Source organism: Streptomyces sp. NPDC087270, assembly GCF_044744625.1.
Classification (GTDB): domain Bacteria; phylum Actinomycetota; class Actinomycetes; order Streptomycetales; family Streptomycetaceae; genus Actinacidiphila.
In genome coordinates this window covers 74,560-99,152 of record NZ_JBIUYR010000010.1, presented here as the reverse complement: position 1 = coordinate 99,152, position 24,593 = coordinate 74,560, and the positions used below count along the sequence as shown (strand labels likewise).

21 protein-coding genes are annotated in these 24,593 nt (G+C 71.0%); 3 read left to right on the top strand and 18 right to left on the bottom strand.

Features of this window, described 5'->3' with window-relative positions:
* The 3 genes from ACIPAE_RS20925 to ACIPAE_RS20915 form a co-directional block, all read right to left on the bottom strand.
* On the bottom strand, positions 1-576 hold the full coding sequence (locus tag ACIPAE_RS20925) for a hypothetical protein (RefSeq protein ID WP_366410124.1): 576 nt from the start codon (positions 574-576) through the stop codon (positions 1-3).
* Complete coding sequence (locus ACIPAE_RS20920) at positions 563-2,500, bottom strand: alpha/beta fold hydrolase (protein WP_402447058.1); 1,938 nt, start codon at positions 2,498-2,500, stop codon at positions 563-565. Before ACIPAE_RS20920 ends, ACIPAE_RS20925 begins: the two co-directional genes overlap by 14 nt.
* Before the next feature lie 230 nt (positions 2,501-2,730).
* Positions 2,731-2,913, bottom strand: a complete 183-nt coding sequence (locus ACIPAE_RS20915; protein ID WP_328467855.1) for a hypothetical protein — start codon at positions 2,911-2,913, stop codon at positions 2,731-2,733.
* Between the two features lie 546 nt (positions 2,914-3,459).
* Here ACIPAE_RS20915 and ACIPAE_RS20910 point away from each other — a divergent pair.
* Positions 3,460-4,695: a helix-turn-helix domain-containing protein gene (locus ACIPAE_RS20910; RefSeq protein ID WP_402447055.1), complete on the top strand. Its 1,236-nt coding sequence runs from the start codon at positions 3,460-3,462 to the stop codon at positions 4,693-4,695.
* 76 nt (positions 4,696-4,771) lie between these two features.
* Positions 4,772-5,428 (top strand): hypothetical protein, encoded by a 657-nt coding sequence (locus ACIPAE_RS20905; RefSeq protein ID WP_402447053.1) that lies wholly within the window; start codon positions 4,772-4,774, stop codon positions 5,426-5,428.
* A gap of 80 nt (positions 5,429-5,508) precedes the next feature.
* Here the strand turns inward: ACIPAE_RS20905 and nuoN are convergent, their stop codons facing one another.
* The 14 genes from nuoN to ACIPAE_RS20835 all read right to left on the bottom strand — a co-directional run bounded on the left by nuoN (position 5,509) and on the right by ACIPAE_RS20835 (position 21,776).
* The gene (gene nuoN, locus ACIPAE_RS20900) at positions 5,509-7,170 is read right to left on the bottom strand and encodes an NADH-quinone oxidoreductase subunit NuoN (protein ID WP_402447050.1); all 1,662 of its coding nucleotides are present in this window, start codon (positions 7,168-7,170) and stop codon (positions 5,509-5,511) included.
* Positions 7,167-8,762, bottom strand: a complete 1,596-nt coding sequence (locus ACIPAE_RS20895) for an NADH-quinone oxidoreductase subunit M (protein WP_329365948.1) — start codon at positions 8,760-8,762, stop codon at positions 7,167-7,169. The genes nuoN and ACIPAE_RS20895 overlap by 4 nt, the downstream gene beginning before the upstream one ends.
* 6 nt (positions 8,763-8,768) lie before the next feature.
* Positions 8,769-10,673 (bottom strand): NADH-quinone oxidoreductase subunit L, encoded by a 1,905-nt coding sequence (gene nuoL / locus ACIPAE_RS20890; protein ID WP_328467847.1) that lies wholly within the window; start codon positions 10,671-10,673, stop codon positions 8,769-8,771.
* 13 nt (positions 10,674-10,686) lie between these two features.
* Positions 10,687-10,986 (bottom strand): NADH-quinone oxidoreductase subunit NuoK, encoded by a 300-nt coding sequence (nuoK, locus tag ACIPAE_RS20885; RefSeq protein WP_103887016.1) that lies wholly within the window; start codon positions 10,984-10,986, stop codon positions 10,687-10,689.
* Positions 10,983-11,870, bottom strand: coding sequence for an NADH-quinone oxidoreductase subunit J (locus ACIPAE_RS20880; RefSeq protein WP_328467843.1), 888 nt, complete (start codon positions 11,868-11,870; stop codon positions 10,983-10,985). Before ACIPAE_RS20880 ends, nuoK begins: the two co-directional genes overlap by 4 nt.
* Positions 11,867-12,526 carry an NADH-quinone oxidoreductase subunit NuoI gene (gene nuoI / locus ACIPAE_RS20875; protein ID WP_328467841.1) on the bottom strand — a complete coding sequence of 220 codons (660 nt, stop codon included), beginning with the start codon at positions 12,524-12,526 and terminating at the stop codon, positions 11,867-11,869. The genes ACIPAE_RS20880 and nuoI overlap by 4 nt, the downstream gene beginning before the upstream one ends.
* On the bottom strand, positions 12,519-13,943 hold the full coding sequence (gene nuoH / locus ACIPAE_RS20870) for an NADH-quinone oxidoreductase subunit NuoH (protein WP_328467839.1): 1,425 nt from the start codon (positions 13,941-13,943) through the stop codon (positions 12,519-12,521). Before nuoH ends, nuoI begins: the two co-directional genes overlap by 8 nt.
* Positions 13,940-16,438 (bottom strand): NADH-quinone oxidoreductase subunit G, encoded by a 2,499-nt coding sequence (locus ACIPAE_RS20865; RefSeq protein WP_329365951.1) that lies wholly within the window; start codon positions 16,436-16,438, stop codon positions 13,940-13,942. Before ACIPAE_RS20865 ends, nuoH begins: the two co-directional genes overlap by 4 nt.
* Complete coding sequence (nuoF, locus tag ACIPAE_RS20860; protein WP_329365953.1) at positions 16,435-17,769, bottom strand: NADH-quinone oxidoreductase subunit NuoF; 1,335 nt, start codon at positions 17,767-17,769, stop codon at positions 16,435-16,437. The genes ACIPAE_RS20865 and nuoF overlap by 4 nt, the downstream gene beginning before the upstream one ends.
* Positions 17,769-18,677 carry an NADH-quinone oxidoreductase subunit NuoE gene (nuoE, locus tag ACIPAE_RS20855; protein WP_366410119.1) on the bottom strand — a complete coding sequence of 303 codons (909 nt, stop codon included), beginning with the start codon at positions 18,675-18,677 and terminating at the stop codon, positions 17,769-17,771. The genes nuoF and nuoE overlap by 1 nt, the downstream gene beginning before the upstream one ends.
* The gene (locus tag ACIPAE_RS20850; protein ID WP_328467831.1) at positions 18,674-20,011 is read right to left on the bottom strand and encodes an NADH-quinone oxidoreductase subunit D; all 1,338 of its coding nucleotides are present in this window, start codon (positions 20,009-20,011) and stop codon (positions 18,674-18,676) included. The genes nuoE and ACIPAE_RS20850 overlap by 4 nt, the downstream gene beginning before the upstream one ends.
* Positions 20,012-20,066: 55 nt before the next feature.
* Positions 20,067-20,804: an NADH-quinone oxidoreductase subunit C gene (locus ACIPAE_RS20845; RefSeq protein WP_328467829.1), complete on the bottom strand. Its 738-nt coding sequence runs from the start codon at positions 20,802-20,804 to the stop codon at positions 20,067-20,069.
* Positions 20,801-21,355, bottom strand: a complete 555-nt coding sequence (locus ACIPAE_RS20840; protein ID WP_093785987.1) for an NADH-quinone oxidoreductase subunit B family protein — start codon at positions 21,353-21,355, stop codon at positions 20,801-20,803. The genes ACIPAE_RS20845 and ACIPAE_RS20840 overlap by 4 nt, the downstream gene beginning before the upstream one ends.
* A 61-nt stretch (positions 21,356-21,416) precedes the next feature.
* Positions 21,417-21,776 (bottom strand): NADH-quinone oxidoreductase subunit A, encoded by a 360-nt coding sequence (locus ACIPAE_RS20835; RefSeq protein ID WP_103887024.1) that lies wholly within the window; start codon positions 21,774-21,776, stop codon positions 21,417-21,419.
* Positions 21,777-22,369: 593 nt separating this feature from the next.
* Here ACIPAE_RS20835 and ACIPAE_RS20830 point away from each other — a divergent pair.
* The gene (locus tag ACIPAE_RS20830; protein WP_402447040.1) at positions 22,370-23,242 is read left to right on the top strand and encodes a C40 family peptidase; all 873 of its coding nucleotides are present in this window, start codon (positions 22,370-22,372) and stop codon (positions 23,240-23,242) included.
* A gap of 203 nt (positions 23,243-23,445) precedes the next feature.
* On the opposite strand, the gene ACIPAE_RS20825 is transcribed toward ACIPAE_RS20830, so the two are convergent.
* Positions 23,446-24,312: a hypothetical protein gene (locus ACIPAE_RS20825; RefSeq protein ID WP_402447037.1), complete on the bottom strand. Its 867-nt coding sequence runs from the start codon at positions 24,310-24,312 to the stop codon at positions 23,446-23,448.
* Positions 24,313-24,593: the final 281 nt, after the last annotated feature.

The window sequence follows — 24,593 nt, the reverse complement described above, 5'->3', positions numbered from 1 at the left end:
TCACGCGTAGGGCGCGTCCGGGGTGTAGGGGATGTACGGCGAGACGAAGAGGTAGTCCGGGTCGTGCCCGGGGTCGTGGCCGGTGTGCCGGGCGACCACGAACTGGAAGCCGCGAGGCGGGTCCCCGGGCAGGCCCGAGACGGTGCGGGCGACGGAGTTGCGCAGCATCCGGTAGGCCGGTGCGAGGGTCAGGTCGCCGCCGAACTGCCGCATGACCGCCACGAGTTCGTGGCACAGGTCGTAGAGCGCCTTCTCCCGGCGGCGGGAGGGGAACCACACGATGTGCAGCGGTCGCCGCGGGGTGATCGCGGAGCCCTCCTGCCACGGGGTGGCCCGGCCCTCGGCGTCCTCGGTCCTGAACAGCACATGGAAGTCGTGGCGGGCCGGCTCGGGCGCGAAGAAGCGCCAGTTGGGGATGACGGCGCCGGTGCCGTCGAGGACGGCGAGCCGGTTGAACTCCGGGCGCGGGTGCTGGCTCAGGACGGTGGCGGCGAACCAGGCCGCGAGCGCCGCGATCGCCGCCGCGCCCGCGAGGTCCCGCCCGCCGGCCGGCCCTCCACCGCTAAGCGGGGACATCGGCGGCCCTCCCCCGCGGGAGGCTCGCCGCGGCGAACCCCGCCACCAACTCCGCGACGGCGCGGGCGGAGGCCCGGGCGGCGAGGACCTGTTCGCGCGGGGCGTCCACGGCGTGCACGACCGCGTGCGGGGCGCGGCGCACGTACTCCTCCTGGAGGGCGCGCCTGGCGTCGGGCGGCGGGCCGCCCGGCTCGCACAGGATCAGGCAGGTGGACACGGCGGCGGCCGGGACCGCGACCGTACCCGTCCGCCGCCGCGCCGCGCGCAGCGCCCGCCACTCCTGGCGCGCCGCGTTCCAGCCGGCGGCGTCGCGGTAGTGCGCGCGGGCGAGGCCGCGGACGTCCTCGGGCAGCAGGCGCAGCCAGTCCGGGTCGCGCAGCAGCTGGCCCAGGCCGAGGCGCAGGGAGACGGCCATCTGGTCCAGCAGCGCGGTGACTTCGCGGTGATCGGGGTCGCGGCCACGGTCACCGCCACCGCCTGCCCCGCCGTCGCCCGTGTCGCCGTCGCCCCCGTCCGGGTCCTGGCGGGGGGCGTCGTCGGGGTGGTGGGGGTCGACGAGGACGAGGCCCGACAGGTGCCCGTCCAGGCGGGTGGCGGCGGACGCGGCGATGTGACCGCCCAGGCCGTGGCCGACGAGCACGGCCGGCCGGCCGGCCGCGGTGTGGCGGACCAGGTCGGCGAGGTCGGCCGCGGCGCCGTCGAGCCCGGTGCCCGGGCGGGGCCCGCGCACGGCGGCGCTACCGGCCTGGCCGGCCCGGTGGTAGGTCACCACGGTGTGCCGTTCGGCGAGTTCGCGGACCAGCCACTCGGCCCGTTCGGGGGACTCCGCGAGCGCTCCGCTGACCACCACGACCGGCGTGTCCGGGGCCGGACGGCCACCGGGCGGGTCGATCCGGCGGTGGACGAGCGTGGTGCCCGCGGCGGTGGTGAACCGCCGCTCGTCGCCACGGCCGCGCAGCACGGTCCGCCGGTCCCTGGCCCGGACGAGCGCCCCGGCGGTCAGGGCCGCGGCCAGCGCGGCGCCCGCGGCGACCGGGAAGGTGTCGTCGCGCCGCTGCACCCGGCCGTCGGCGAGGACGCGTTCGCGCGGGCCGGTGACGTACAGCACCGCCGGGTGCAGCGAGCAGAAGCCGGTGAGGAAGCGGCCCAGGCCCATCACGCCGGCGTTGGCGAGGTGGAAGCCGGCCGCGGCGGCGACCATCGGCCTGGCCGCCCGGCCGCGGGCCAGGTGGACCGCGGGGAACGACGATTCGAGGGCCACCACGCAGGTGCAGACCGCCTTGGCGGCGCGCGGGTGGTCGCGGACCAGCCGCCAGGCGCGCTCCTCGCCGTAGGAGACGGTGCGCAGGATGCCGGGCAGGGCGCGGCCGCTGCGCCAGGTCTCGCTGGACGCCTTGACCCAGCCGGAGGCGGTGTAGGAGAGCACCGACTGCATTCCCGCGAACCACAGGCAGGCGTCGACGGTACGGGGCCGGTCCTCCGCGGCCCGCCCGACCGCCGCCGCGGTCTGCACGAGGAACGCGGCCTGGTCGGCGCCGTCGGTGCCGTAGTGGTTGCGGGGGTAGAGCGCGAGGGACGCGGCGGTGAGCACCAGGTCGGCCGCCAGCCGGCCGCGGCGCGGCAGGGGCAGCAGCAGCGCGCCGGCCGCGGCGACGCGGGCGCCGTGCAGCGCGCGCGTCACGGCGGGCCGGCCCACCACGTCGAGTGCGGCACGGGCCGGGCGCGGCCACCGCGCGAACTGCCCCCGGGCGACCTGCCAGTCGTTGAGGCCGCCGGGGCGGCGGTCGTCGGGGGTGACCAGGTACTCCAGGCTCGCCACCAGGTGGTTGACCGCGCCGAGCCGTTCCATGACGGTCAGCGCGGTGCCGCGGTCGACCGTGGGAGGTGCCACCGCGGCACGCAGCATCCGCCGGAGTCTCGGCACGGGTCTTCCCCTTCACTCGGAGTTCGGAGTTCGGCTGGGAGTTCGGCTGGGAGTTCGGCTGGGAGTTCGGCTGGGAGTTCGCCCGGGCCGCAAGGAGCTTGGCGGGGGCGGGAGTTGCCGGGTGTTGGCGGGAGGACGCGGGAGGACGCCGACGCTCCGCGCACGCGATCGGAGCTGCACGCCGGACCGGGCCGGGTGGCATCGCCCGGCCCGGTACGGCGGGCCCGCCGCTACATGCCCGTCGGCTCGGTCCCGCCGGAGACGCTGATGGACACGCTGACGGAGCAGGTCACCAGGACGACGGACAGGATGGGCGCGACCTCGGTGTTGGCCAGCCGCTGGACGTCGGTGGCACGGAGCGGGACGGCGGCCAGGGCGGTGCTGTCGTTTGCCTTCGCGGCGAGAGGGGACACGGGTTCTCCTTCGGTCGTGGCCGGCCGGGTGGCCGGCCGCCGTTGCGGTCGGGACCCGGACCGCTCCCGGCTCCGGCCGGCGGATTCCGGTCCCGGACCGGCTCCGACCACGTGGGGCCGGGTGGGCCCAGGTCGGGCCCGGCCGAGGAGCGGCGGTGCGGTCGCGCCGTGGCCGGACCGTACACAGGACGCGTCCACGGCGGCGGCCGCGCGACCGGCGAGGGGCGCGCTCCTGCCGCTCCCTGCACGTTCCGTGCCCGTCACGCGTCTCCGCGTCCCCTCGCCGTACGGCGGAGGGGCTGCCGGCGGCGACGCCGTTCAGCATCGCCCACCCGCCGAGCAAAGGTCAACTGATGTGAACGACAAACAACTTGATATTCATCTGAGTTGACGCCGCCTCGCCCCCGCCTTTGCCTGACGCTCGGGCACACGACGCCGCCCTCTCACGACACGACCGGCACACGCGCTGTCGTACCCCCCTGGTAGACATACGGATGGACAGCGTGAATCACCGAAGTAGAATTGATTCAAGCAAGGAGGTGCTCAGTGGATCTGGTAGCTGTGGGACGGCGAATCCGCCGTGAGCGCGAGCGGGCCGGATACGGCCAGCGGGCCCTCGCCGAACTCGCCGGTCTCTCCCAGCCGACCCTCCACCGCATCGAGCTCGGCACGCGGGCGCAGGTCACCCTTGCCGAGATCGACCGGCTGGCGCACGCCCTGGACCTGCCGGTACGGCAGCTCACGACCGGTAGCCCTGTGCGTGAACGCGTGCATATCGCCGCGCGCATCGACCCCGCGGTCGCCGAGGAGGACAAGGAAGACGCGCTGCGTCTGGTCGTCGAGGTGCTCGAACTCGACGCGCGCCTGGACAGCGGCGCCGGTGACGGTGTGACGGATCGGCCGCCTCGCCGGCCCGCGACCGGGCCGCGCCCGGTCGGCACCTGCGCCACGCCCGAGGAGCAGGGGAAGGCGCTCGCGGAGTCCGTGCGCTCCACGCTCGGCCTCGGCGCGGCACCGATCGCGGACATCGACGAGCTCATCGAGCACCTCACCGGCGTGGACACGGCGGTGCTCCGACTGCCCAAACCCGTCGACGGCTTCACGGTGACCGACCCCGAACGGAACACCACTCTCATCGCGGTCCGCGCGTGCGACGTACCGGAACGGCAAAGGTTCACCTTCGCCCACGAGCTCGGGCACCTTCTCCAGGGCGACGGCACGGAGGTGCACGAGCTGGGTGGCGCCAGAACCCCTGCCGAGCAGCGCTGCGACGCGTTCGCACGGCACCTGCTGGCCCCCCTGACCGGCATCCGGACCTGGCTGGGTCCTCCGGACGAAGGCCCGGACTCCGAAGCCGACGAGCTCGTCGACGAGCGGACCGCCGCTCTGCTGGCACGCCACTTCCGGGTGAGCTTCCCCGTGATGCTGATCCAGCTGGAATGCCTGAACCTGATCTCGGCCGCTCGCAAGAGCTCGCTGAAGGGCCCGACCGGTGTCGAACTCTCGCAGCGCTACGGCTGGGGGCCGGCCTACGAGCAGGAGATCGACGCCTCCCAGACCGTGCGCCCTCCTCGACGCATCCTCGAACGGGCGATGCTCGCGTACCGCGGGCACCGGATCGGGGTGAGAGTGCTGGCGATGCTCGAAGGACGCGGCGTCGAGGAGACGGAGGCCGCCCTGCGCGAAGCCGGGCTCGTACCCGAACCGCAGACACCCAAGCGAGCCGACATCACCCGTCTCGCCGCCAGAGCTCGGCCCGAACCCGACACTGAGGATCACTAGGACTCGGGGGCGGCGCCGCTGCTCATCGGGGACGGGCTGTCAGAGCCGGACAGAGTACCGAACAAAGGGGTGGGGATTGCCCGAGAAGCGTGACGAAGCCGTGGAAGGCGACGGCGGTTCGTCCACCGGGCTCGACTCGCTGTGCGTGCTCGATGCGGTGATCTGCGTCCACTTCGTGGGGGCGAATCTGCAGCGGCTCCTGGTCGACGTACTCCGCGCCGCGCAGTTGGTCCTTCTGGTGCCGGAGGAGGTTCATCAGGAGGTTCTCGGCAAGGCAAGGAAGTACGGTTCGATCGAGGCGCCTTGGCGCCGGCTGGTCGCGAGCGACTGCGTGCGCGTACTTCCGGCGCTACGGGCCGCCACCGCGCCACCACGGGTCGTCGAGGTCTTCGAGGAGATCCGGGGGTTGCAGTTCGAGAAGGCGCTGCGCCGTCCCAAGGACCTCGGCGAGGCAGTGGTGATCGCCCACGCGGTGGAGTTCGTGGAACGCGGCCACGAGGTATTCGTAGCCATCGACGACCAGGAGGGCCAGGCCACCTCCGCACGCTACGACCTCACCGTGCTGACCATCGAGCAGGTCCTGCAACTGGCGATTCTTCACGGCAGGTTCCCCACCGAGGGCGAACTCAAGAGGGCGTACGCCAGGTTGCGGTCCTACGGTGACGGGCTGGTCGACTACGGCCGCACGGAACTTCCGACGGCGTTCAAGGAGTGGCGGGCGAGTCGGCCGTAGCGGCGTCGCCCGGACGAAGTGCGGAAGGAGGGGCCCCGGTTCGTCACCCGGGCCCCTCCTTCCGTCCCTGCCGCAGGGAACTACCGCACGAACACGCCCGCCTTGTCGGCCAGGTCGAGGAAGTACTGGGGGGCCAGGCCCAGGACGAGGGTGACCGCGACGCCGACCGCGATCGCGGTGGAGGTCAGCGGGGAGGGCACGGCGACCGAGGGGCCGTCGGGCTTCGGCTCGCTGAAGAACATCAGCACGATGACGCGGATATAGAAGAACGCCGCGATCGCCGAGGAGATCACACCCACGATCACCAGGGGCATCGCGCCGCCCTGCGCCGCCGCCTTGAAGACCGCGAACTTCCCGGCGAAGCCGGACGTCAGCGGAATGCCGGCGAAGGCGAGCAGGAAGACCGCGAAGACCGCGGCGACCAGGGGCGAGCGCCGGCCCAGCCCCGCCCAGCGGGACAGGTGAGTGGCCTCGCCGCTCGCGTCGCGCACCAGGGTGACCACCGCGAACGCGCCGAGGGTCACGAAGGAGTACGCGGCGAGGTAGAAGAGCACCGAGGACACACCGGACTTGTCGGTGGCGATCACGCCGGCGAGGATGAACCCGGCGTGCGCGACCGAGGAGTAGGCGAGCAGCCGCTTCACGTCGGTCTGGGTGACCGCGATCACCGCACCGGCGATCATCGTGGCGATCGCCACGCCCCACATCACCGGCCGCCAGTCCCAGCGCATCCCGGGCAGCACCACGTACAGCAGCCGCAGCAGGGCGCCGAAGGCGGCGACCTTCGTGGCCGCGGCCATGAACCCGGTGACCGGGGTGGGCGCGCCCTGGTAGACGTCCGGCGTCCACATGTGGAAGGGCACCGCGCCGACCTTGAAGAGCAGCCCGACCGTGACCATCGCCAGCCCGATCAGCAGCAGCGCGTCGTTCCCGGTGGTGTCGGCGAGCGCCGGGGTGATCTTGGCGGTGCCGTCGATCACCGAGGAGATCCCGGAGTACGACACGGTGCCGGCGTAGCCGTACAGCAGGGCGATGCCGAAGAGCAGGAAGGCCGACGAGAAGGCGCCGAGCAGGAAGTACTTGACGGCGGCTTCCTGCGACAGCAGCCGGTTGCGGCGGGCCAGCGCGCACAGGATGTACAGCGGCAGCGAGAAGACCTCAAGGGCGACGAAGAGCGTCAGCAGGTCGTTCGCGGCCGGGAAGACCAGCATCCCGCCGACCGCGAAGAGCAGCAGCGGGAAGACCTCGGTGGTGGTGAACCCGGCCCGTACCGCGGCCTTCTCCTGGTCGCCGCCGGGCACCGCGGAGCCCTGGGCGGCGAAGGAGTCGACGTGGTTGCCGTGCGCCTTCGGGTCGAGCCGGCGCTCGGCGAAGGTGAAGACCGCGACCAGCGCGACCAGCAGGATGGTGCCCTGGAGGAAGAGCGCCGGGCCGTCCACGGCGACCGCGCCCATGGCCGCGATGTGTGCCTTGGTGGTGCCGTAGCCCTTCTCGGCGAGCGCCACCACGGCGGCGAACGCGGCGGCCAGGCCGACCACGGCCAGCACCACCTGCGCGGTGTAGCGGGACCTGCGGGGCACGAACGCCTCGGCGAGCACCCCCACCATCGCCACACCGAAGACGATCAGCACCGGTGAGAGCTGCGCGTACTCGATGTGCGGGGTGGGGAAGCGGTCCGTGGTGGACGCGGCGCTCGTCCACAGGGTGTGGACGGCGGGTCCCGTATGCAGTGCGGCGCTCACTTCTTCGCCTCCAGCGCGGGCTTGGGGTCGGTCTTGTGCACGTCGGAGAGCGTGTGCTTGACCGACGGGTTGACGATGTCCGCCACCGGCTTCGGGTACACGCCGAGGAAGAGCAGCAGGGCGATCAGCGGGGCGACCACCAGCACTTCACGCGCCTTGAGGTCGGCCATGCCCTCGATGCCGGCCTTCACCGGGCCGGTCATGGTCCGCTGGTAGAGCACCAGCACGTACAGCGCGGCGAGCACGATGCCCAGGGTGGCGATGATGCCGAGCACCGGGTAGCGGCTGAACGTGCCGACCAGCACCAGGAACTCGCTGACGAACGGCGCGAGCCCTGGTAGCGACAGCGTGGCCAGACCGCCGATCATGAAGGTGCCGGCGAGCACCGGCGCGACCTTCTGCACCCCGCCGAAGTCGGAGATGATCCGCGACCCGCGCCGGGTGATCAGGAACCCGGCGACCAGCATCAACGCGGCGGTGGAGATGCCGTGGTTGACCATGTAGAGCGTCGCGCCGGACTGGCCCTGGCTGGTCATCGCGAAGATGCCCAGGATGATGAAGCCGAAGTGCGACACGGACGCGTACGCGATCAGCCGCTTGATGTCGCGCTGGCCGACCGCGAGCAGGGCGCCGTAGATGATGCTGATCACCGCGAGCACCAGGATCACCGGCGTCGCCCACTTGGACGCCTCCGGGAAGAGCTGGAGGCAGAAGCGGAGCATCGCGAAGGTGCCGACCTTGTCGACCACCGCGGTGATCAGGACCGCCACCGGCGCGGTGGCCTCGCCCATCGCGTTCGGCAGCCAGGTGTGCAGCGGCCACAGCGGCGCCTTCACCGCGAAGGCGAAGAAGAAGCCGAGGAAGAGCCACCGCTCGGTGGAGGTGGCCAGGTGCAGGTGCCCGGAGGCGCGGGCGGAGAGGATCTCCTGCAACGAGAAGGTCCCGGTGCCCAGTTGCTGCGCGGTGGCGGCGTACAGGCCGATGATCGCGGCCAGCATGATCAGCCCGCCGACCAGGTTGTAGAGCAGGAACTTCACCGCCGCGTACGAGCGCTGGCGGGCCGCCTCCTCCTCCCCTGCCGCGTGCGCGCGGTCGCCGAAGCCGCCGATGAGGAAGTACATCGGGATCAGCATGGCTTCGAAGAAGATGTAGAAGAGGAAGACGTCGGTGGCCTCGAAGGAGAGCACCACCATCGCCTCGACCAGCAGGATCAGCGCGAAGAAGCCCTGGGTGGGCCGCCAGCGCCGGTTGGGGTCGGGCCCTTCGAGCGGGTCGGCGTCATGCCAGCCGGCGAGCATCACGAACGGGATCAGCAGCGCGGTCAGCGCCACCATGACGACCGCGATGCCGTCCACGCCCAGGTCGTAGTGGAGCCCGAAGCTCTTCACCCAGGTGTGCGACTCGGTGAGCTGGTAGCGGTCGCCGTGCGGGTCGAAGCGCACCATCGCGATGATCGCCAGCACCAGCGTGCCGAGCGAGAAGGCCAGCGCCGTGTACTTGGCGGCGACCCTCCGCGCGGCGGGCACGGCCGCGGTGGCGATGGCGCCGACCGCGGGCAGTACCGCAGTGGTGGTCAGCAGAGGAAACGACATGAGCTATCAGACCGCCCTCATGAGAAGGGTCGCGGCGACCACCACCGCGGTACCGCCGAGCATGGAGACGGCGTACGACCTGACGTAGCCGTTCTGGAGCCGGCGGAGCCGTCCGGACAGGCCGCCGACGGAGGCGGCGGTGCCGTTGACGACGCCGTCGACCAGGGAGTGGTCGAGGTAGACCAGCGAGCGGGTCAGGTGCTCGCCGCCGCGGACCAGCACCACGTGGTTGAAGTCGTCCTGGAGCAGGTCGCGGCGGGCCGCCCGGGTGACCAGGCTGCCGCGCGGCGCGGTCGCGGGCACCGACCGGCGCCCGTACATCAGCCAGGCGATGCCGACGCCGACCACCAGGCAGACCAGGGTGGCGGCGGTCAGCGTGCCGGTACTGAGGGGCGAGTTGCCCTCGCTGTGCCCGGTGACGGGCTCCAGCCACTTCACGAACGCCGAGTTGATGCTGAACAGGCCGCCGGCGAAGACCGAGCCGATCGACAGGATGATCATCGGGACGGTCATCGACTTCGGCGACTCGTGCGGGTGCGGCTCGTGGCCTTCCGCGTCCGGGACCCAGCGCTTCTCGCCGAAGAACGTCATCAGCATCACCCGCGTCATGTAGAACGCGGTGATCGCGGCGCCCAGCAGGGCCGCGCTGCCGAGAATCCAGCCCTCGGTGCCGCCCTTGGCGTAGGCCGCCTCGATGATCTTGTCCTTGGAGAAGAAGCCGGACAGCCCGGGGAAGCCGATGATCGCGAGGTAGCCCAGGCCGAAGGTGACGAAGGTGATCGGCATGAACTTGCGCAGGCCGCCGTAGCGGCGCATGTCCACCTCGTCGTTCATGCCGTGCATCACCGAGCCGGCGCCGAGGAACAGCCCGGCCTTGAAGAAGCCGTGCGTGACCAGGTGCATGATCGCGAAGACGTAGCCGATCGGGCCGAGCCCGGCCGCCATGATCATGTAGCCGATCTGCGACATCGTGGAGCCGGCCAGCGCCTTCTTGATGTCGTCCTTGGCGCAACCGACGATCGCACCGAAGAGCAGCGTGACCGCGCCGACGGTGACCACCGCGGTCTGCGCGTCCGGCGCCGCGTTGAAGATCGCGCCGGAGCGGACGATCAGGTAGACGCCCGCGGTCACCATGGTCGCGGCGTGGATCAGGGCCGAGACCGGGGTCGGGCCCTCCATCGCGTCGCCGAGCCAAGACTGCAGCGGCACCTGGGCCGACTTGCCGCAGGCGGCGAGGAGCAGCATGAAACCGATGCCGGTGATCGTGGCGTGCTGGGTGGCGGAGGCGCCCGCCGCCCTCGGCAGCACGTTGGAGAACGCGAACGAGCCGAAGGTGGTGAACATCAGCATGATGCCGATGGACAGGCCCATGTCGCCGACCCGGTTGACCAGGAACGCCTTCTTCGCCGCGGTCGCCGCGCTCGGCTTGTGCTGCCAGAAGCCGATCAGCAGGTAGGACGCCAACCCGACGCCCTCCCAACCCGCGTACAGCAGAAGGTAGTTGTCGGCGAGCACCAGCAGCAGCATCGCCGCGAGGAAGAGGTTGAGGTAGCCGAAGAAGCGGCGGCGGCGCTCGTCGTGCTCCATGTAGCCGATCGAGTAGATGTGGATCAGCGTGCCCACACCGGTGATCAGCAGCACGAACGTCATCGACAGCTGGTCGAGTTGGAAGCCGACCTGCGCCTGGAAGCCCTCCACCGGCACCCAGGTGAACAGGTGCGAGTGCAGAGCGCGGGCGTCGGCGTGCTTGCCGAGCATGTTGACGAAGAGCACCACGCCGAGCACGAACGACAGCAGCGCGAGCAGCGTGCCCAGCAGGTGGCCGGTGCGGTCCAGCCGGCGGCCGCCGGTGAGCAGGATGCCCGCGCCCAGCAGCGGTGCCGCGACGAGCAGTCCGATCAGGGTTTCCACGTCTCGCAGCCCCTTACAGCTTCATCAGGTTCGCGTCGTCGACCGAGGCCGAGTGGCGGGTTCGGTAGATCGACACGATGATCGCCAGGCCCACCACGACTTCGGCGGCGGCCACGACCATCGTGAAGAACGCGATGACCTGCCCGTCGAGGTTGCCGTGCAGCCGGGAGAAGGTGACGAACGCCAGGTTGCAGGCGTTCAACATCAGCTCCACGCACATGAACACGACGATCGCGTTTCGCCGGATCAGCACTCCCGCCGCGCCGATGGTGAACAACAGCGCCGCGAGATAGAGGTAGTTCGCCGGGTTCACTTCGCACCCTCCTCGGCGGAGGCCGGGGCCCGCTCGCCGTCTTGCTCCAACTCGGGCTGTTCCGGAGCGCGTTCCAGCCACTCGTCGGAGCGCTGGTCCAGTTCGGCCAGCCGCCGCATCGCGTCCCGCGACACGTCGCGGATCTGGCCGCGCTCGCGCAGCGTGGAACTGACCGACAGTTCGGAGACCGAGCCGTCGGGCAGCAGCGCCGGGACGTCCACCGCGTTGTGCCGGGCGTAGGTGCCGGGCGCCGGCAGCGGGGTGACCTGCTTGCCCTCGCGGACCCGGGCCTCGGCCAGCTCGCGCTGGGTGCGCCGCTCCTCGGTCCGCTCGCGGTGGGTGAGCACCATCGCGCCGATCGCGGCGGTGATCAGCAGCGCGCCGGTGATCTCGAACGCCCACACGTACTTGGTGAAGACCAGGTGGGCCAGGCCCTGGACGTTGCCGCCGTCCGCCGCGTTGGCCCCGCCGGTGCCGGCGAAGGTGTCCAGGGAGGCGTTGGCGATGCCGGCGATCAGCAGGATGCCGAAGCCGAGGCCGCACACCGCGGCCATCCACCGCTGGCCCTTCAGCGTCTCCTTGAGCGAGTCGGCGGCGGTGATGCCGACCAGCATGACGACGAAGAGGAAGAGCATCATGATCGCGCCGGTGTAGACGACGATCTGCACCACGCCGAGGAAGTACGCGCCCTGGGCGAGGTAGAAGACCGCGAGGACGATCATGGTGCCGGCCAGCGACAGCGCGCTGTGCACCGACTTCTTCATCAGCACGGTGCCCAGCGCGCCGATCACGGCGACGGTGCCCAGCACCCAGAACTGCACGGCCTCGCCGGTGGAGGTCTGGTAGCCGGCGGCGAGTTGCAGCGACTGCATCGAGCCGGTCATGCTTCCTCCCCCGTCCCGGCCGGGGCGGCGCCGCCGGGGGCGACGGTCTCGGCCGCCTCCGGCTCACCGGTGTACGGGTTCTCCACCGGCACCGACTCGTCCGCCTTCTCGCCCTTGGAGACGGCGACCTGCCGTACGGTGCCGGGCGCGGCCTCGGTGACCTGGCCGCGGTAGTAGTCGCCCTCGTCCATGCCGGGGAAGATCGAGTGCGGCGACTCGACCATGCCCTCCTCCAGGCCGGCGAGCAGCTGCTCCTTGGTGAAGATCAGCGACTCGCGGGTGCGGTCGGCGAGTTCGTACTCGTTGGTCATGGTCAGCGCGCGGGTCGGGCACGCCTCGATGCACAGCCCGCACAGGATGCAGCGGGCGTAGTTGATCTGGTAGACGCGGCCGTAGCGCTCACCCGGGGAGTAGCGCTCCTCCTCGGTGTTGTCCGCGCCCTCCACGTAGATCGCGTCGGCCGGGCAGGCCCAGGCGCACAGCTCGCAGCCGATGCACTTCTCCAGCCCGTCCGGGTGCCGGTTGAGCTGGTGGCGGCCGTGGAAACGCGGCGCGGTCGGCTTCTTGTACTCGGGGTACTGCTCGGTCAGCCGCTTCTTGAACATGGCCTTGAAGGTCACGCCGAAGCCCGCGACCGGGTCCAGGAACTCAGGCATCGCCGTCCTCCGTGTTCTCCGTCTGCGCGGCGTCCTGTCCGGGCGAGCCGGACACGCCGGACGCACCAGGTGCGCCTACGAGTTGGGCCTGTGCACGGCTGGGCCGCCGTGGCACCCGCTCGGGCTGCTGGCCCGGCAGCGGGGGCACCGGATAGCCGCCCGCCATCGGGTCGAACCGCTCCTGCGGGGCCAGTGCGCCGCCGCCCGCGGCTTCCTTCCGTTTCTCCTCGCGGTCCCGGAAGACGTCGATGACCAGCGAGATCAGCAGCAGCGCGACGACCGCGCCACCGATGTACAGCACGATCTTCGTGAAGTCGTAGTTCTCGTTGCGCATCGCCTTCACGGCGGCGACCAGCATCAGCCAGACCATCGAGACCGGGATGAGCACCTTCCAGCCGAGCTTCATCAGCTGGTCGTAGCGGACCCGGGGCAGGGTGCCGCGCAGCCAGATGAAGAAGAAGAGCAGCAGCTGGACCTTGATCACGAACCAGAGCAGCGGCCACCAGCCGTGGTTGGCGCCGTCCCAGAAGGTGGTGATCGGCCAGGGTGCCCGCCAGCCGCCGAGGAAGAGGGTGGTGGCGACCGCGGAGACCGTCACCATGTTGACGTACTCGGCGAGCATGAACAGCGCGAACTTGATCGAGCTGTACTCGGTGTTGAAGCCGCCCACCAGGTCGCCCTCGGACTCCGGCATGTCGAACGGCGCCCGGTTGGTCTCGCCGATCATCGTGCAGATGTACACCAGGAAGGAGACCGGCAGCAGGATGATGTACCAGCGGCCGTGCTGCGCCTCGACGATGGTCGAGGTGGACATCGAGCCGGAGTAGAGGAAGACCGCCGCGAAGGACAGGCCCATCGCGATCTCGTAGGAGATCATCTGCGCGGAGGCGCGCAGGCCGCCCAGCAGCGGGTACGTCGAGCCGGACGACCAGCCGGCGAGCACGATGCCGTAGATGCCGACCGACGCCGTGGCCAGGATGTAGAGGATGCCGATCGGCAGGTCGGTGAGCTGCATCGCGGTGCGGTGGCCGAAGATGGACACCTCGTTGTCGGCCGGGCCGAAGGGGATCACCGCGAACGACATGAAGGCGGGGATCGCGGCCACGATCGGCGCGAGGATGAAGACCACCTTGTCCGCGCGCTTGACGGTGAGGTCTTCCTTCAGCATCAGCTTGATGCCGTCGGCGAGCGACTGGAGCATGCCCCAGGGGCCGTGTCGGTTCGGGCCGATCCGCAACTGCATCCAGGCGACGACCTTGCGCTCCCACACGATGGAGAAGAGCACGGTCAGCATCGCGAACGCGAAGCAGAACACCGCCTTGATGACGATCAGCCACCACGGGTCGGTGCCGAAGAACGACAGGTTCTCCGTGGTGGTGGCGGCGAGTTGGCTCCCGCCGGTGGACAGGGCGGTCATGACTGGACCTCCGCGCTGAGCGAGACGACCTGCCCGGGGCGGGCACCGGTGTCCGAAGTGACGCCGTGGCCAACGGAGTTGAGCGGCACCCAGACCACCCGGTCCGGCATCGGGGTGACGGCCAGCGGCAGCGCCACGGTGCCGTCCGGTCCGGCCACGGTGAGGATCTCGCCGTCGCCCACCCCGACCTCCGCGGCGGTCGCGGCCGACAGCCGGGCGACGGCCGCGTGCCGGGTGGCGGCCAGCGCGTCGTCGCCGTCCTGCAGCCGGCCCTGGTCGAGCAGCAGCCGGTGCCCGGCGAGCACCGCCTGGCCCGAACCGGGCCTGGGCAGCGGCACGGACGTCTCGGCGGGCGCGGTCGCGTGGGTGCCGGACCATCCCCCTGCCTGCGGCGTGGGAGCCCCCACGAGCCGGTCGAGTTCGCGGCGCGCGGCCCGCACGTCGGACAGGCCGAGTGCGACGTCCATCGCGTCGGCGAGCATCGTCAGCACCCGGGCGTCCGGGAGCTGGTGCCGGGTGGTGGCCTGGTCGGGCTTGATCGCGGCCTCGAACATCCGGGCCCGGCCCTCCCAGTTGAGGAAGGTGCCGGACTTCTCGACGACCGCGGCGACCGGCAGCACCACGTCGGCGCGCTCGGTGGCCTCGCTCGGCCGCTGCTCCAGGCTGACCAGGAACCCGACGTTGCCGAAGGCGATCCGGGCCCGGGCCGGGTCCGGCAGGTCCGCGACCTCGACGCCGCCGACCACCAGCGCGGCCAGCTCGCCGTCCGCCGCGGCCTCCACGATCTGCCCGGTGTCGCGGCCGAACCGGGTCGGCAGGGCCGGCAGGCCCCACACCCGGGCGACCTCGTCGCGACCGCGCGGGTCGGTGACCGGGCGCCCGCCGGGCAGCAGCCCGGGCAGCACCCCCGCCTCGACCGCGCCGCGCTCGCCGGCCCGGCGCGGAATCCACGCCGTCCGGGCGCCGGTCGCGGTGGCCAGCCGCAGCACGGCGGTCAACCCGCCGGGCACCGCGGCCAGCCGCTCGCCGACCAGGATCACCGCGCCGGGCTTGCGCAGCGCCTCCGCGGCCAGCCGACCCGCCTCGTCCAGGCCCACCCCGCCGGCCAGCGCGTCCAGCCACTCCGGTTCGGTGCCGGGCGCGGCCGGCAGCAGGATGCCGCCGGCCTTCTCCAGGCCGCGCGAGGTGTAGGTGGCCAGGGCGTACGCCTGCTGCTTGCTCTTGCGGTGCGCCTTGCGCAACCGCAGGAAGACCCCCGGGGCCTCCTCCTCGGCCTCGAGTCCGGCCAGCAGCACGGTCGGCGCCTGCTCCAGCGCCCGGTTGGTCACCCCGCTGCCGTCCAGGTCGACGCCGTGTCCCGCTACGTGGGCGGCGAGGAAGTCGGCCTCCTCGGCGGAGTGCGCGCGGGCCCGGAAGTCCACGTCGTTGGTGCCGAGCGCGACCCGGGCGAACTTGCCGTACGCGTAGGAGTCCTCGACGGTGAGCCGGCCGCCGGCCAGCACCGCGGCCCGGCCGTGCGCCGCGGTCAGTCCCGCCGCCGCGGCGGCCAGCGCCTCCGGCCAGCTGGCGGGGGCGAGTTCACCGTCGGCGCCGCGCACCAGCGGGTGGGTGAGGCGCTCGGGCCGCTGCGCGTAGCGGAAGCCGAACCGGCCCTTGTCGCACAGCCACTCCTCGTTGACCTCCGGGTCGTTGGCGGCCATCCGCCGCATGACCTTGCCGCGGCGGTGGTCGGTACGGGTGGCGCAGCCGCCGGCGCAGTGCTCGCACACCGACGGCGAGGAGACCAGGTCGAAGGGGCGGGAGCGGAACCGGTAGGCGGCGGAGGTGAGCGCGCCGACCGGGCAGATCTGGATGGTGTTGCCGGAGAAGTACGACTCGAACGGGTCGCCCTCGCCGATGCCGACCTGCTGGAGCGCGCCGCGTTCGAGCAGTTCGATCATCGGGTCGCCGGCGATCTGCTGGCTGAACCGGGTGCAGCGCGCGCACAGCACGCACCGCTCGCGGTCCAGCAGCACCTGCGCGGAGATCGGCACCGGCTTCTCGAAGGTGCGCTTGCGGCCCTCGAAGCGGGAGTCGGGGTCGCCGACCGACATCGCCTGGTTCTGCAGCGGGCACTCGCCGCCCTTGTCGCAGACCGGGCAGTCCAGCGGGTGGTTGATCAGCAGCAGCTCCATCACCCCGCGCTGCGCCTTCTCGGCGACCGGCGAGGTGAGCTGGGTGGTGATCACCATGCCGTCGGTGCAGGTGATGGTGCAGGAGGCGACCGGCTTGCGCTGGCCCTCGATCTCCACGATGCACTGGCGGCAGGCGCCGGCCGGGTCGAGCAGCGGGTGGTCGCAGAACCGGGGGATCTCGATGCCCAGTTGCTCGGCGGCGCGGATCACCAGGGTGCCCTTGGCCACCGAGATCGGAATGCCGTCGATGGTGACCGAGATCAGGTCTTCAGGGGGCGGCGCCGGCTGCCCACCGGAGGGTGCGTTCGTAGTGATGGTCACGCGTGGGCCTCCGTACGGGACTTGTCGGCCCAGGCGGTGGAGCGGGCCGGGTCGAAGGGGCAGCCCTTCTGCTCGATGTGCTCCTCGTACTCCGAGCGGAAGTACTTCAGCGAGGAGAAGATCGGGGCGGCGGCACCGTCGCCCAGGGCGCAGAAGGACTTGCCGTTGATGTTGTCGGCGATGTCCTGGAGCTTGTCGAGGTCTTCCGGCCGGCCCTTCCCGGCCTCGATGTCCCGCAGCAACTGGACCAGCCAGTAGGTGCCTTCACGGCACGGCGTGCACTTGCCGCACGACTCGTGGGCGTAGAACTCGGTCCAGCGGGTGACGGCCCGCACCACGCAGGTCGTCTCGTCGAAGCACTGCAGGGCCTTGGTGCCGAGCATGGAGCCGGCCGCGCCGACGCCCTCGTAGTCCAGCGGCACGTCGAGGTGCTCGTCGGTGAACATCGGGGTCGAGGAGCCGCCGGGGGTCCAGAACTTCAGCCGGTGGCCGGGGCGCATCCCGCCGCCCATGTCGAGCAGCTGGCGCAGCGTGATGCCGAGCGGGCCTTCGTACTGGCCGGGGCGGGCGACGTGGCCGGAGAGCGAGTACAGCGTGAAGCCCGGGGACTTCTCGCTGCCCATCGACTTGAACCACTCCTTGCCGCGCTGGATGATCGCGGGAACCGAGGCGATCGACTCCACGTTGTTCACCACGGTGGGGCAGGCGTAGAGGCCCTCCACGGCGGGGAACGGCGGGCGGAGCCGGGGCTGGCCGCGGCGGCCCTCCAGGGAGTCCAGCAGCGCGGTCTCCTCGCCGCAGATGTAGGCGCCGGCGCCCGCGTGCACGGTGAGTTCGAGGTCGAAGCCGGTGCCCTTGATGTTCTTGCCGAGGTAGCCGGCGGCGTACGCCTCGCGCACCGCCTCGTGCAGCCGGCGCAGCACCGGGACGACCTCGCCGCGCAGGTAGATGAAGGCGTGGTGCGAGCGGATCGCGTAGCACGCGATCACGATGCCCTCGATCAGGGAGTGCGGGTTGGCGAAGAGCAGCGGGATGTCCTTGCAGGTGCCCGGCTCGGACTCGTCGGCGTTGACCACCAGGTAGTGCGGCTTGCCGTCGCCCTGCGGGATGAACTGCCACTTCATGCCGGTGGGGAAGCCCGCGCCGCCGCGGCCGCGCAGGCCGGAGTCCTTGACGTAGGCGATCAGGTCGTCCGGGGCCATCGCGAGCGCCTTGGTGAGCGCTTCGTACCCGTCGTGCCTGCGGTAGGTCTCCAGCGTCCACGACCGCGGGTCGTCCCAGAACGCCGACAGTACGGGCGCGAGCAGTTTCTCGGCCGGTTCGACGGTCATCACTCGCCCTCCTCCTCGGTGGCGTGGTCCACGTGCTCGGCCACCGGGTCCGCGGGGTGGGCCGGGTCGGACTCGGCGGTCTGCGCGGGCGCGTCGTGCGAGCTGGGGTGCTGCGCGGGCGACGGCGAGGTGGCGGTGTCGTACGTCCCGGCTTCGCCGCTCGGCGAGGCGTCGCGCTGGCCGACCACCTTCGGCGCGGGCAGCTCGCCGCGGTGCAGCCGCAGGCCCGCCAGCGAGGCGGGGCCGGCGCCGCCGGTCGCCTCGACGGCGCCCTCGCGCTCGTCGGGGAAGCCGGCCAGGATGCGGGCGGTCTGCCGGTAGGTGCACAGCGGGGCGCCGCGGGTCGGGCGGACCTCGCGGCCGGCGATCAGGTCGTCGACGAGTTGCTTGGCCGACTCGGGGGTCTGGTCGTCGAAGAACTCCCAGTTGACCATCACCACGGGCGCGAAGTCGCAGGCCGCGTTGCACTCGATGTGTTCGAGGGTGACCTTGCCGTCCTCGGTGGTCTCGTCGTTGCCGACCCCGAGGTGCTCCTTCAGCTCCTCGAAGATCGCGTCGCCGCCCATCACCGCGCACAGCGTGTTGGTGCAGACGCCGACCTGGTACTCGCCGGACGGCTTGCGCCGGTACATCGTGTAGAAGGTGGCGACCGCGGTGACCTCGGCGGTGGTGAGGCCCAGTTGCTCGGCGCAGAACCGGATGCCGGTGCGGGTGACGTACCCCTCCTCGGACTGCACCAGGTGCAGCAGCGGCAGCAGCGCGCTGCGCGAGCCGGGGTAGCGGGCGATCACCTCCTTGGCGTCGGTCTCCAGCCGGGCCCGGACGTCGGCCGGGTAGTCGGGGGCGGGCATTTCGGGGATGCCCAGGGACACACCGGGGGAGCCGCTGCCCTGTGAGAGCTCGGTCATCGGTCGACACCTCCCATCACGGGGTCGATGGACGCCACCGCCACGATGACGTCGGCCACCTGGCCGCCCTCGCACATCGCGGCCATGGACTGCAGGTTGGTGAAGGACGGGTCGCGGAAGTGCACCCGGTACGGGCGGGTGCCGCCGTCGCTGACGACGTGCACGCCCAGCTCGCCCTTGGCCGACTCGACGGCGGCGTACGCCTGTCCCGGCGGTACCCGGAAGCCCTCGGTGACCAGCTTGAAGTGGTGGATCAGGGCCTCCATGGAGGTGCCCATGATCTTCTTGATGTGGTCCAGGGAGTTGCCCATGCCGTCCGGGCCGAGCGCGAGTTGCGCGGGCCAGGCGATCTTCTTGTCCTCGACCATCACCGGCCCGGGGGCGAGCCGGTCCAGGCACTGCTCGACGATCCGCAGGCTCTGGTGCATCTCCTCCAGGCGGACCCGGAAGCGGCCGTAGGAGTCGCAGGTGTCGGTGGTCGGCACCTCGAAGTCGTAGTTCTCGTAGCCGCAGTACGGGTCGGCCTTGCGCAGGTCGTGCGGCAGGCCGGCGGCGCGCAGGATCGGGCCGGTGGCGCCGAGCGCCATGCAGCCGGTCAGGTCCAGGTAGCCGACGTCCTGCATCCGGCCCTTGAAGATCGGGTTGCCGGTGGCGAGCTTGTCGTACTCCGGCAGGTTCTTCCGGAACTTCTTCACGAACTCGCGGATCTGGTCGACCGCGCCGGGCGGCAGGTCCTGGGCGAGGCCGCCGGGGCGGACGTACGCGTGGTTCATCCGCAGCCCGGTGACCAGCTCGAAGATGTCGAGGATGTACTCGCGGTCGCGGAAGCCGTAGATCATGATGGTGGTCGCGCCCAGCTCCATGCCGCCGGTGGCGATGCAGACCAGGTGGGAGGCGATCCGGTTGAGCTCCATCATCAGCACCCGGATGACGCTGGCCCGGTCCGGGATCTGGTCGGTGATGCCGAGCAGCTTCTCCACCGCGAGGCAGTAGGCGGTCTCGTTGAACAGCGGCGTGAGGTAGTCCATGCGCGTCACGAAGGTGGACCCCTGGGTCCACGTCCGGAACTCCATGTTCTTCTCGATGCCGGTGTGCAGGTAGCCGATGCCGGAGCGGGCCTCGGTGACCGTCTCCCCGTCGATCTCCAGGATCAGCCGGAGCACGCCGTGGGTGGACGGGTGCTGCGGGCCCATGTTGACGATGATCCGCTCGTCGTCGGCCTTGCCCACGGTCTCGGCGAGCTCGTCCCAGTCCCCACCGGTGACGGTGAACACCCGGCCCTCGGTGGTCTCCCGCTCCTCGGCTTGTTGGGGGGCGGTGTATCCATAACTCATGAACAGCCTCCCGCAGGGAGTCGTTGAGGGGTGGCGGTCGGGCGACGGTGTGGGGTCATGAGTACGACCTCCGCTGGTCGGGAGCCGGGATCTGGGCACCCTTGTACTCGACGGGGATGCCGCCGAGCGGGTAGTCCTTGCGCTGCGGGTGGCCGGGCCAGTCGTCCGGCATCATGATCCGGGTGAGCGCGGGGTGGCCGTCGAAGACGATGCCGAAGAAGTCGTAGGTCTCGCGCTCGTGCCAGTCGTTGGTCGGGTAGACCGGGACCAGCGAGGGGACGTGCGGGTCGGCGTCGGGCGCGCTGGTCTCGATCCGGATCAGCCGGCCGTGGGTGAGCGAGCGCAGGTGGTAGACCGCGTGCAGCTCGCGCCCGGTGTCGCCGGGGTAGTGCACGCCGCTGACGCCGGTGCACAGCTCGAACCGCAGCGCGGGGTCGTCGCGCAGCGTGCGGGCGACCCGGACCAGGTGCTCGCGGGCGATGTGGAAGGTCAGTTCGCCGCGGTCGACGACGGTCTTCTCGATCGCCTCGGCCGGCGGCAGCCCCTGCTCCTCCAGGGCGCCCTCCAGCTCGTCGGCGATCTCGTCGAAGGGGTCGCCGTAGGGCCGGTTGGTCGCGCCGGGCAGCCGGACGGTACGGACCAGGCCGCCGTAACCGGTGGTGTCGCCGCCGTTGTTGGCGCCGAACATCCCCTTGCGGACGCCGATCACCTCGCCGGCGTCGTGGCGCTGCGCGGGCACCCCGCCCTCGGCGGGCTCCTCCGGCAGTTGGGGCGGGTTGGGGGTGGCGGTCATCGCAGGAGCCCCTTCATCTCGATCGTGGGGAGCGCCTTGCGCGCCGCCTCCTCCGCCTCGCGGGCGGCGGCCTCACGGTTCACGCCGAGCTTGCCGTGCTGGATCTTCTCGTGCAGCTTGAGGATCGCGTCGAGGAGCATCTCGGGGCGGGGCGGGCAGCCGGGCAGGTAGATGTCGACCGGCACCACGTGGTCGACGCCCTGCACGATCGCGTAGTTGTTGAACATGCCGCCGCTGGAGGCGCACACGCCCATCGAGATCACCCACTTGGGGTTCGGCATCTGGTCGTAGACCTGGCGCAGCACCGGGGCCATCTTCTGGCTGACCCGGCCGGCCACGATCATCAGGTCGGCCTGCCGCGGCGATCCGCGGAAGACCTCCATGCCGAACCGGGCCATGTCGTACCGCCCGGCACCGGTGGTCATCATCTCGATGGCGCAGCAGGCGAGGCCGAAGGTGGCCGGGAAGACCGACGCCTTACGCACCCAGCCCGCCGCGGTCTCCACCGTCGTCAGCAGGAATCCGCTCGGCAGTTTCTCTTCGATACCCATGGGTTGGCTCCTGGTCTCCTCGGTCCCCTGGTCGCCGTCAGTTGCCGGAACTCGTCAGGCCCTAGTCCCACTCCAGGCCGCCGCGCCTCCACACGTAGGCGTAGGCGACGAAGACGGTGAGCACGAAGAGGAGCATCTCGACGAGCCCGAACATCCCCAGCCGGTCGAAGGTGACCGCCCACGGATAGAGGAAGACGATTTCGATGTCGAAGACGATGAAGAGCATCGCCGTCAGGTAGTACTTGATCGGGAAGCGGCCACCACCGGCCGGCTGCGGAGTCGGCTCGATGCCGCACTCATACGCTTCCAACTTGGCCCGGTTGTACCGTTTCGGCCCGATGATCGAGGCCATGAAAACGGAGAAGATCGCGAAGCCGGCCGCGAGGCCGCCCAGCACGAGGATGGGCGCGTAGGCGTTCACCGTCCCCCGCTCCTTCCAGTCGACTGTGACTGATGTACGGACCGTGACCGGGGCGGTGCGCCACGCCACAAAACCGCGAAGATCGCGCCTATGTGAGGCAGTTCACAAGCCCAAGCCGCCTGCATCCTATGCCTCCCGGTCTGTGATCTGCGACACGGGGGTCAGCACGAGCTTTGTGATCTCCACCACCTGACCAACGATCATGAAGTCGGATGAGCGGTGATCTTGCGGCGGATGGCACCCAAACGATCACTTCACGTCACATTCGTGGGCGTTCTCGCTGGTCAGCGCGGCGCATCCACTATCAGACAGCCTCCGCAGCAGGCAAATTGGCGATGGACGAATCGCCGTGATAGCGCCGCCGAACCCGCCCGGGTGAGCCGCGGAACCCGGGAATGACGCGCGTGAAAGTGTGCACGAGCGCATACGTCACCGGAGGAGCGAAAACGGATCAAAGCACCCGTCAAGCAAGATCGTGAAACGGGCAATTGAGCCGTGAGCACGTCAACTGTGGCGCATCCCACCTTTATTGAACGGAACCATTCGTTCCTGATAGCCAGGGACCCATGTCCCCGAACACATCCCGGACACAGGTGTCCGACACGCATACCCATACCGGCCGCCGACGGCACGCGGCGCCCCGTGACCCGAAGTGGGTCCGCAGGGCCGGACTCGTCGGCGGCGTCGTCAGCGCGTTCGCCCTGTGCGGCGCGGCCGCTCCGGCCATGGCCGAGACCACGCACACCACCACCACGGCCGCCTCGGCGCAGGCCACGCGGGACGCGCAGTCCGCGCGCGACCTCAACGTCCGGGCGGCGACGCTCTCCACGGCTGCCTCCGCTCAGCAGGCCGTCGCGGCGCTGGAGCGGGAGGCGCTGTCCGCCGCCCTCTCCGCCGACCAGGAGAAGGCCGCCACCGACGCCGCGAAGACCGCGGCCAAGGCGCACAAGGCCGCACTCAGGAAGGCCGAGTCCGCCGCGAAGGCGGCCAAGGCCGCCAAGGCGCGGGCCGGCCAGGCCGCCTCGCGCTCCACCACCAGGACCACGCTCGGCTCGTCCGGACAGGGTTCGGTCACCGCGACGCCGACCGCGACCGTCACCGCGGCCTCGTCCAGCAAGGTCGACCAGCTCATCGCGTTCCTGAAGTCCCAGCTCGGCAAGCCCTACGTGTACGGCGCCACCGGCCCCGGCTCGTACGACTGCTCGGGCCTGACCCAGGCGGCGTTCGCCTCCATCGGCGTCGACATCCCGCGGACCTCGCAGGACCAGTCGACCGTCGGCACGCCCGTCTCGATCTCCGCCCTCCAGCCCGGCGACCTCATCTTCTGGGGCGGCGAGGGCAGCGCCTACCACGTGGGCGTCTTCATCGGTGACGGCCAGTACCTGGACGCGGCCAACCCGTCCACCCCGGTCGCCATCCACCAGCTCGCGGACTACATGCCTGACTGGGCGGTCAACGTCCTCTGAGTGCCGCTGCGTAAGGCGGGCAACCGGGTCGGCCTGCCCGCCGGGCAGACCGGTCGGAGCGAGTAGGTCCAGCGGGTCCCGAAGCGAACGCGGGTGCGGGGGACCGTCCAGAGGGAGCTTGAGCGGCTCCCCGCACCTTCGTACGGGCGTACGGCCGTACGCGCGGTCCGTCGGGCCCTTCGGGTCCGAGACCGGCCAGGGTTCTACGCGGCCTTGTGACGCGCCACGTCCGCGGCCCGGTCGTACACCTCGCGCACCCGGGAGCTCTTCAGGTACGGGCGCAGGCGTCTCCTTAGGACACCGAAGTGCTCGTCGGCGCGTGCAGAGGACAAGTGCGCGTAGTCGTCGAGGAAGTCGTCCCAGGTGGCGCAGGAGGCTTCCATCTGCCCGACCTCGAGTTGCCGCTGGGCGAGCAGTCCGTTCGCGTGGGCCCTGCCCTGCTTCTCCATCGGGGGCCGCGCCCGGTTGGACTCCTGCATGGCCGTGACCGATCCCCGCACGTCGCCCAAGGCGTAGAGCACGCTGGACACGTGGAAGTGGTACGCGGCCTGGTCGTAACCGCCGACGAAGTCGCGCCGGTTGTCGGCCTGCGAAAGGGCGTCCGCCGTCTCGGCGAGATGGGAGAAGGCCCGGCGCTTGTCGCCGACGAGTGCGGCCCCCTGCGCCTGCTGTCCGGTGAGGAACGCCCGCAGTCGCGGGCCCGCCTTGGGCCCCGCCTCGGCTGCGGAGTCGGCGAGTTCCTGCGCTCGCTTCGCATGCCTGAGATCAGCCGCCTGCAGGGCCATGCCACGCAGCGTGCGGCAGTACGTCACGTGGTCCTCTGCCTCCCCGGCCAGCCGAAGTGCCTGCAGGTAGTAGCGCTGACCGAGACCGTGCGCTTTTTCGTACATGGCCATCCACCCGGTGAGGTACACGAGGTCCGACGCAGCGGCGAGCATGCTCTTCCGGGTGGCGTCCGACGCGTCGGCCCGTAGGTACGGTGCCACCGTGTTGACGAGGAAGGCGGCGGCCATGGGGCGGGCGTGGCCTCCCCCCAGTTCGTCGAGAATGTCCGCGATGCGTTCGGTCATCGTCCGTACGGTGGTGACGTCGCCCGCACCGATACGAGTCGTGTGCCCTCCCGCGCCGTACTCGGTCCGACCGACCACCTCGGCGTACAGCGGAACCGGCAACGCGGCGGCATAGAGAGCAGTTGAGAGGAAATTGCGCCTGGACGGGTCCATATCGGCTCTCCCCATCGTGACGAGTCCCACCACCGTATCCCCGGACCAACCCGCCTCCCCGGCGAACGCGGACGTTTCAGCCGCGGAGAGGGGCAGGCCCGCTTCCGCGCAGGTAACCGCCCGCCCAA

What these genes read in the sequence shown, in the direction of transcription:
- ACIPAE_RS20925 (WP_366410124.1), bottom strand. Translation starts at nt 576, where the DNA reads ATGTCCCCGCTTAGCGGTGGAGGGCCGGCCGGCGGGCGGGACCTCGCG.
- ACIPAE_RS20895 (WP_329365948.1), bottom strand. Translation starts at nt 8,762, where the DNA reads ATGTCGTTTCCTCTGCTGACCACCACTGCGGTACTGCCCGCGGTCGGC.
- ACIPAE_RS20880 (WP_328467843.1), bottom strand. Translation starts at nt 11,870, where the DNA reads ATGACCGGCTCGATGCAGTCGCTGCAACTCGCCGCCGGCTACCAGACC.
- nuoI (WP_328467841.1), bottom strand. Translation starts at nt 12,526, where the DNA reads ATGCCTGAGTTCCTGGACCCGGTCGCGGGCTTCGGCGTGACCTTCAAG.
- nuoH (WP_328467839.1), bottom strand. Translation starts at nt 13,943, where the DNA reads ATGACCGCCCTGTCCACCGGCGGGAGCCAACTCGCCGCCACCACCACG.
- nuoF (WP_329365953.1), bottom strand. Translation starts at nt 17,769, where the DNA reads ATGACCGTCGAACCGGCCGAGAAACTGCTCGCGCCCGTACTGTCGGCG.
- nuoE (WP_366410119.1), bottom strand. Translation starts at nt 18,677, where the DNA reads ATGACCGAGCTCTCACAGGGCAGCGGCTCCCCCGGTGTGTCCCTGGGC.
- ACIPAE_RS20850 (WP_328467831.1), bottom strand. Translation starts at nt 20,011, where the DNA reads ATGAGTTATGGATACACCGCCCCCCAACAAGCCGAGGAGCGGGAGACC.
- ACIPAE_RS20845 (WP_328467829.1), bottom strand. Translation starts at nt 20,804, where the DNA reads ATGACCGCCACCCCCAACCCGCCCCAACTGCCGGAGGAGCCCGCCGAG.
- ACIPAE_RS20840 (WP_093785987.1), bottom strand. Translation starts at nt 21,355, where the DNA reads ATGGGTATCGAAGAGAAACTGCCGAGCGGATTCCTGCTGACGACGGTG.
- ACIPAE_RS20825 (WP_402447037.1), bottom strand. Translation starts at nt 24,312, where the DNA reads ATGACCGAACGCATCGCGGACATTCTCGACGAACTGGGGGGAGGCCAC.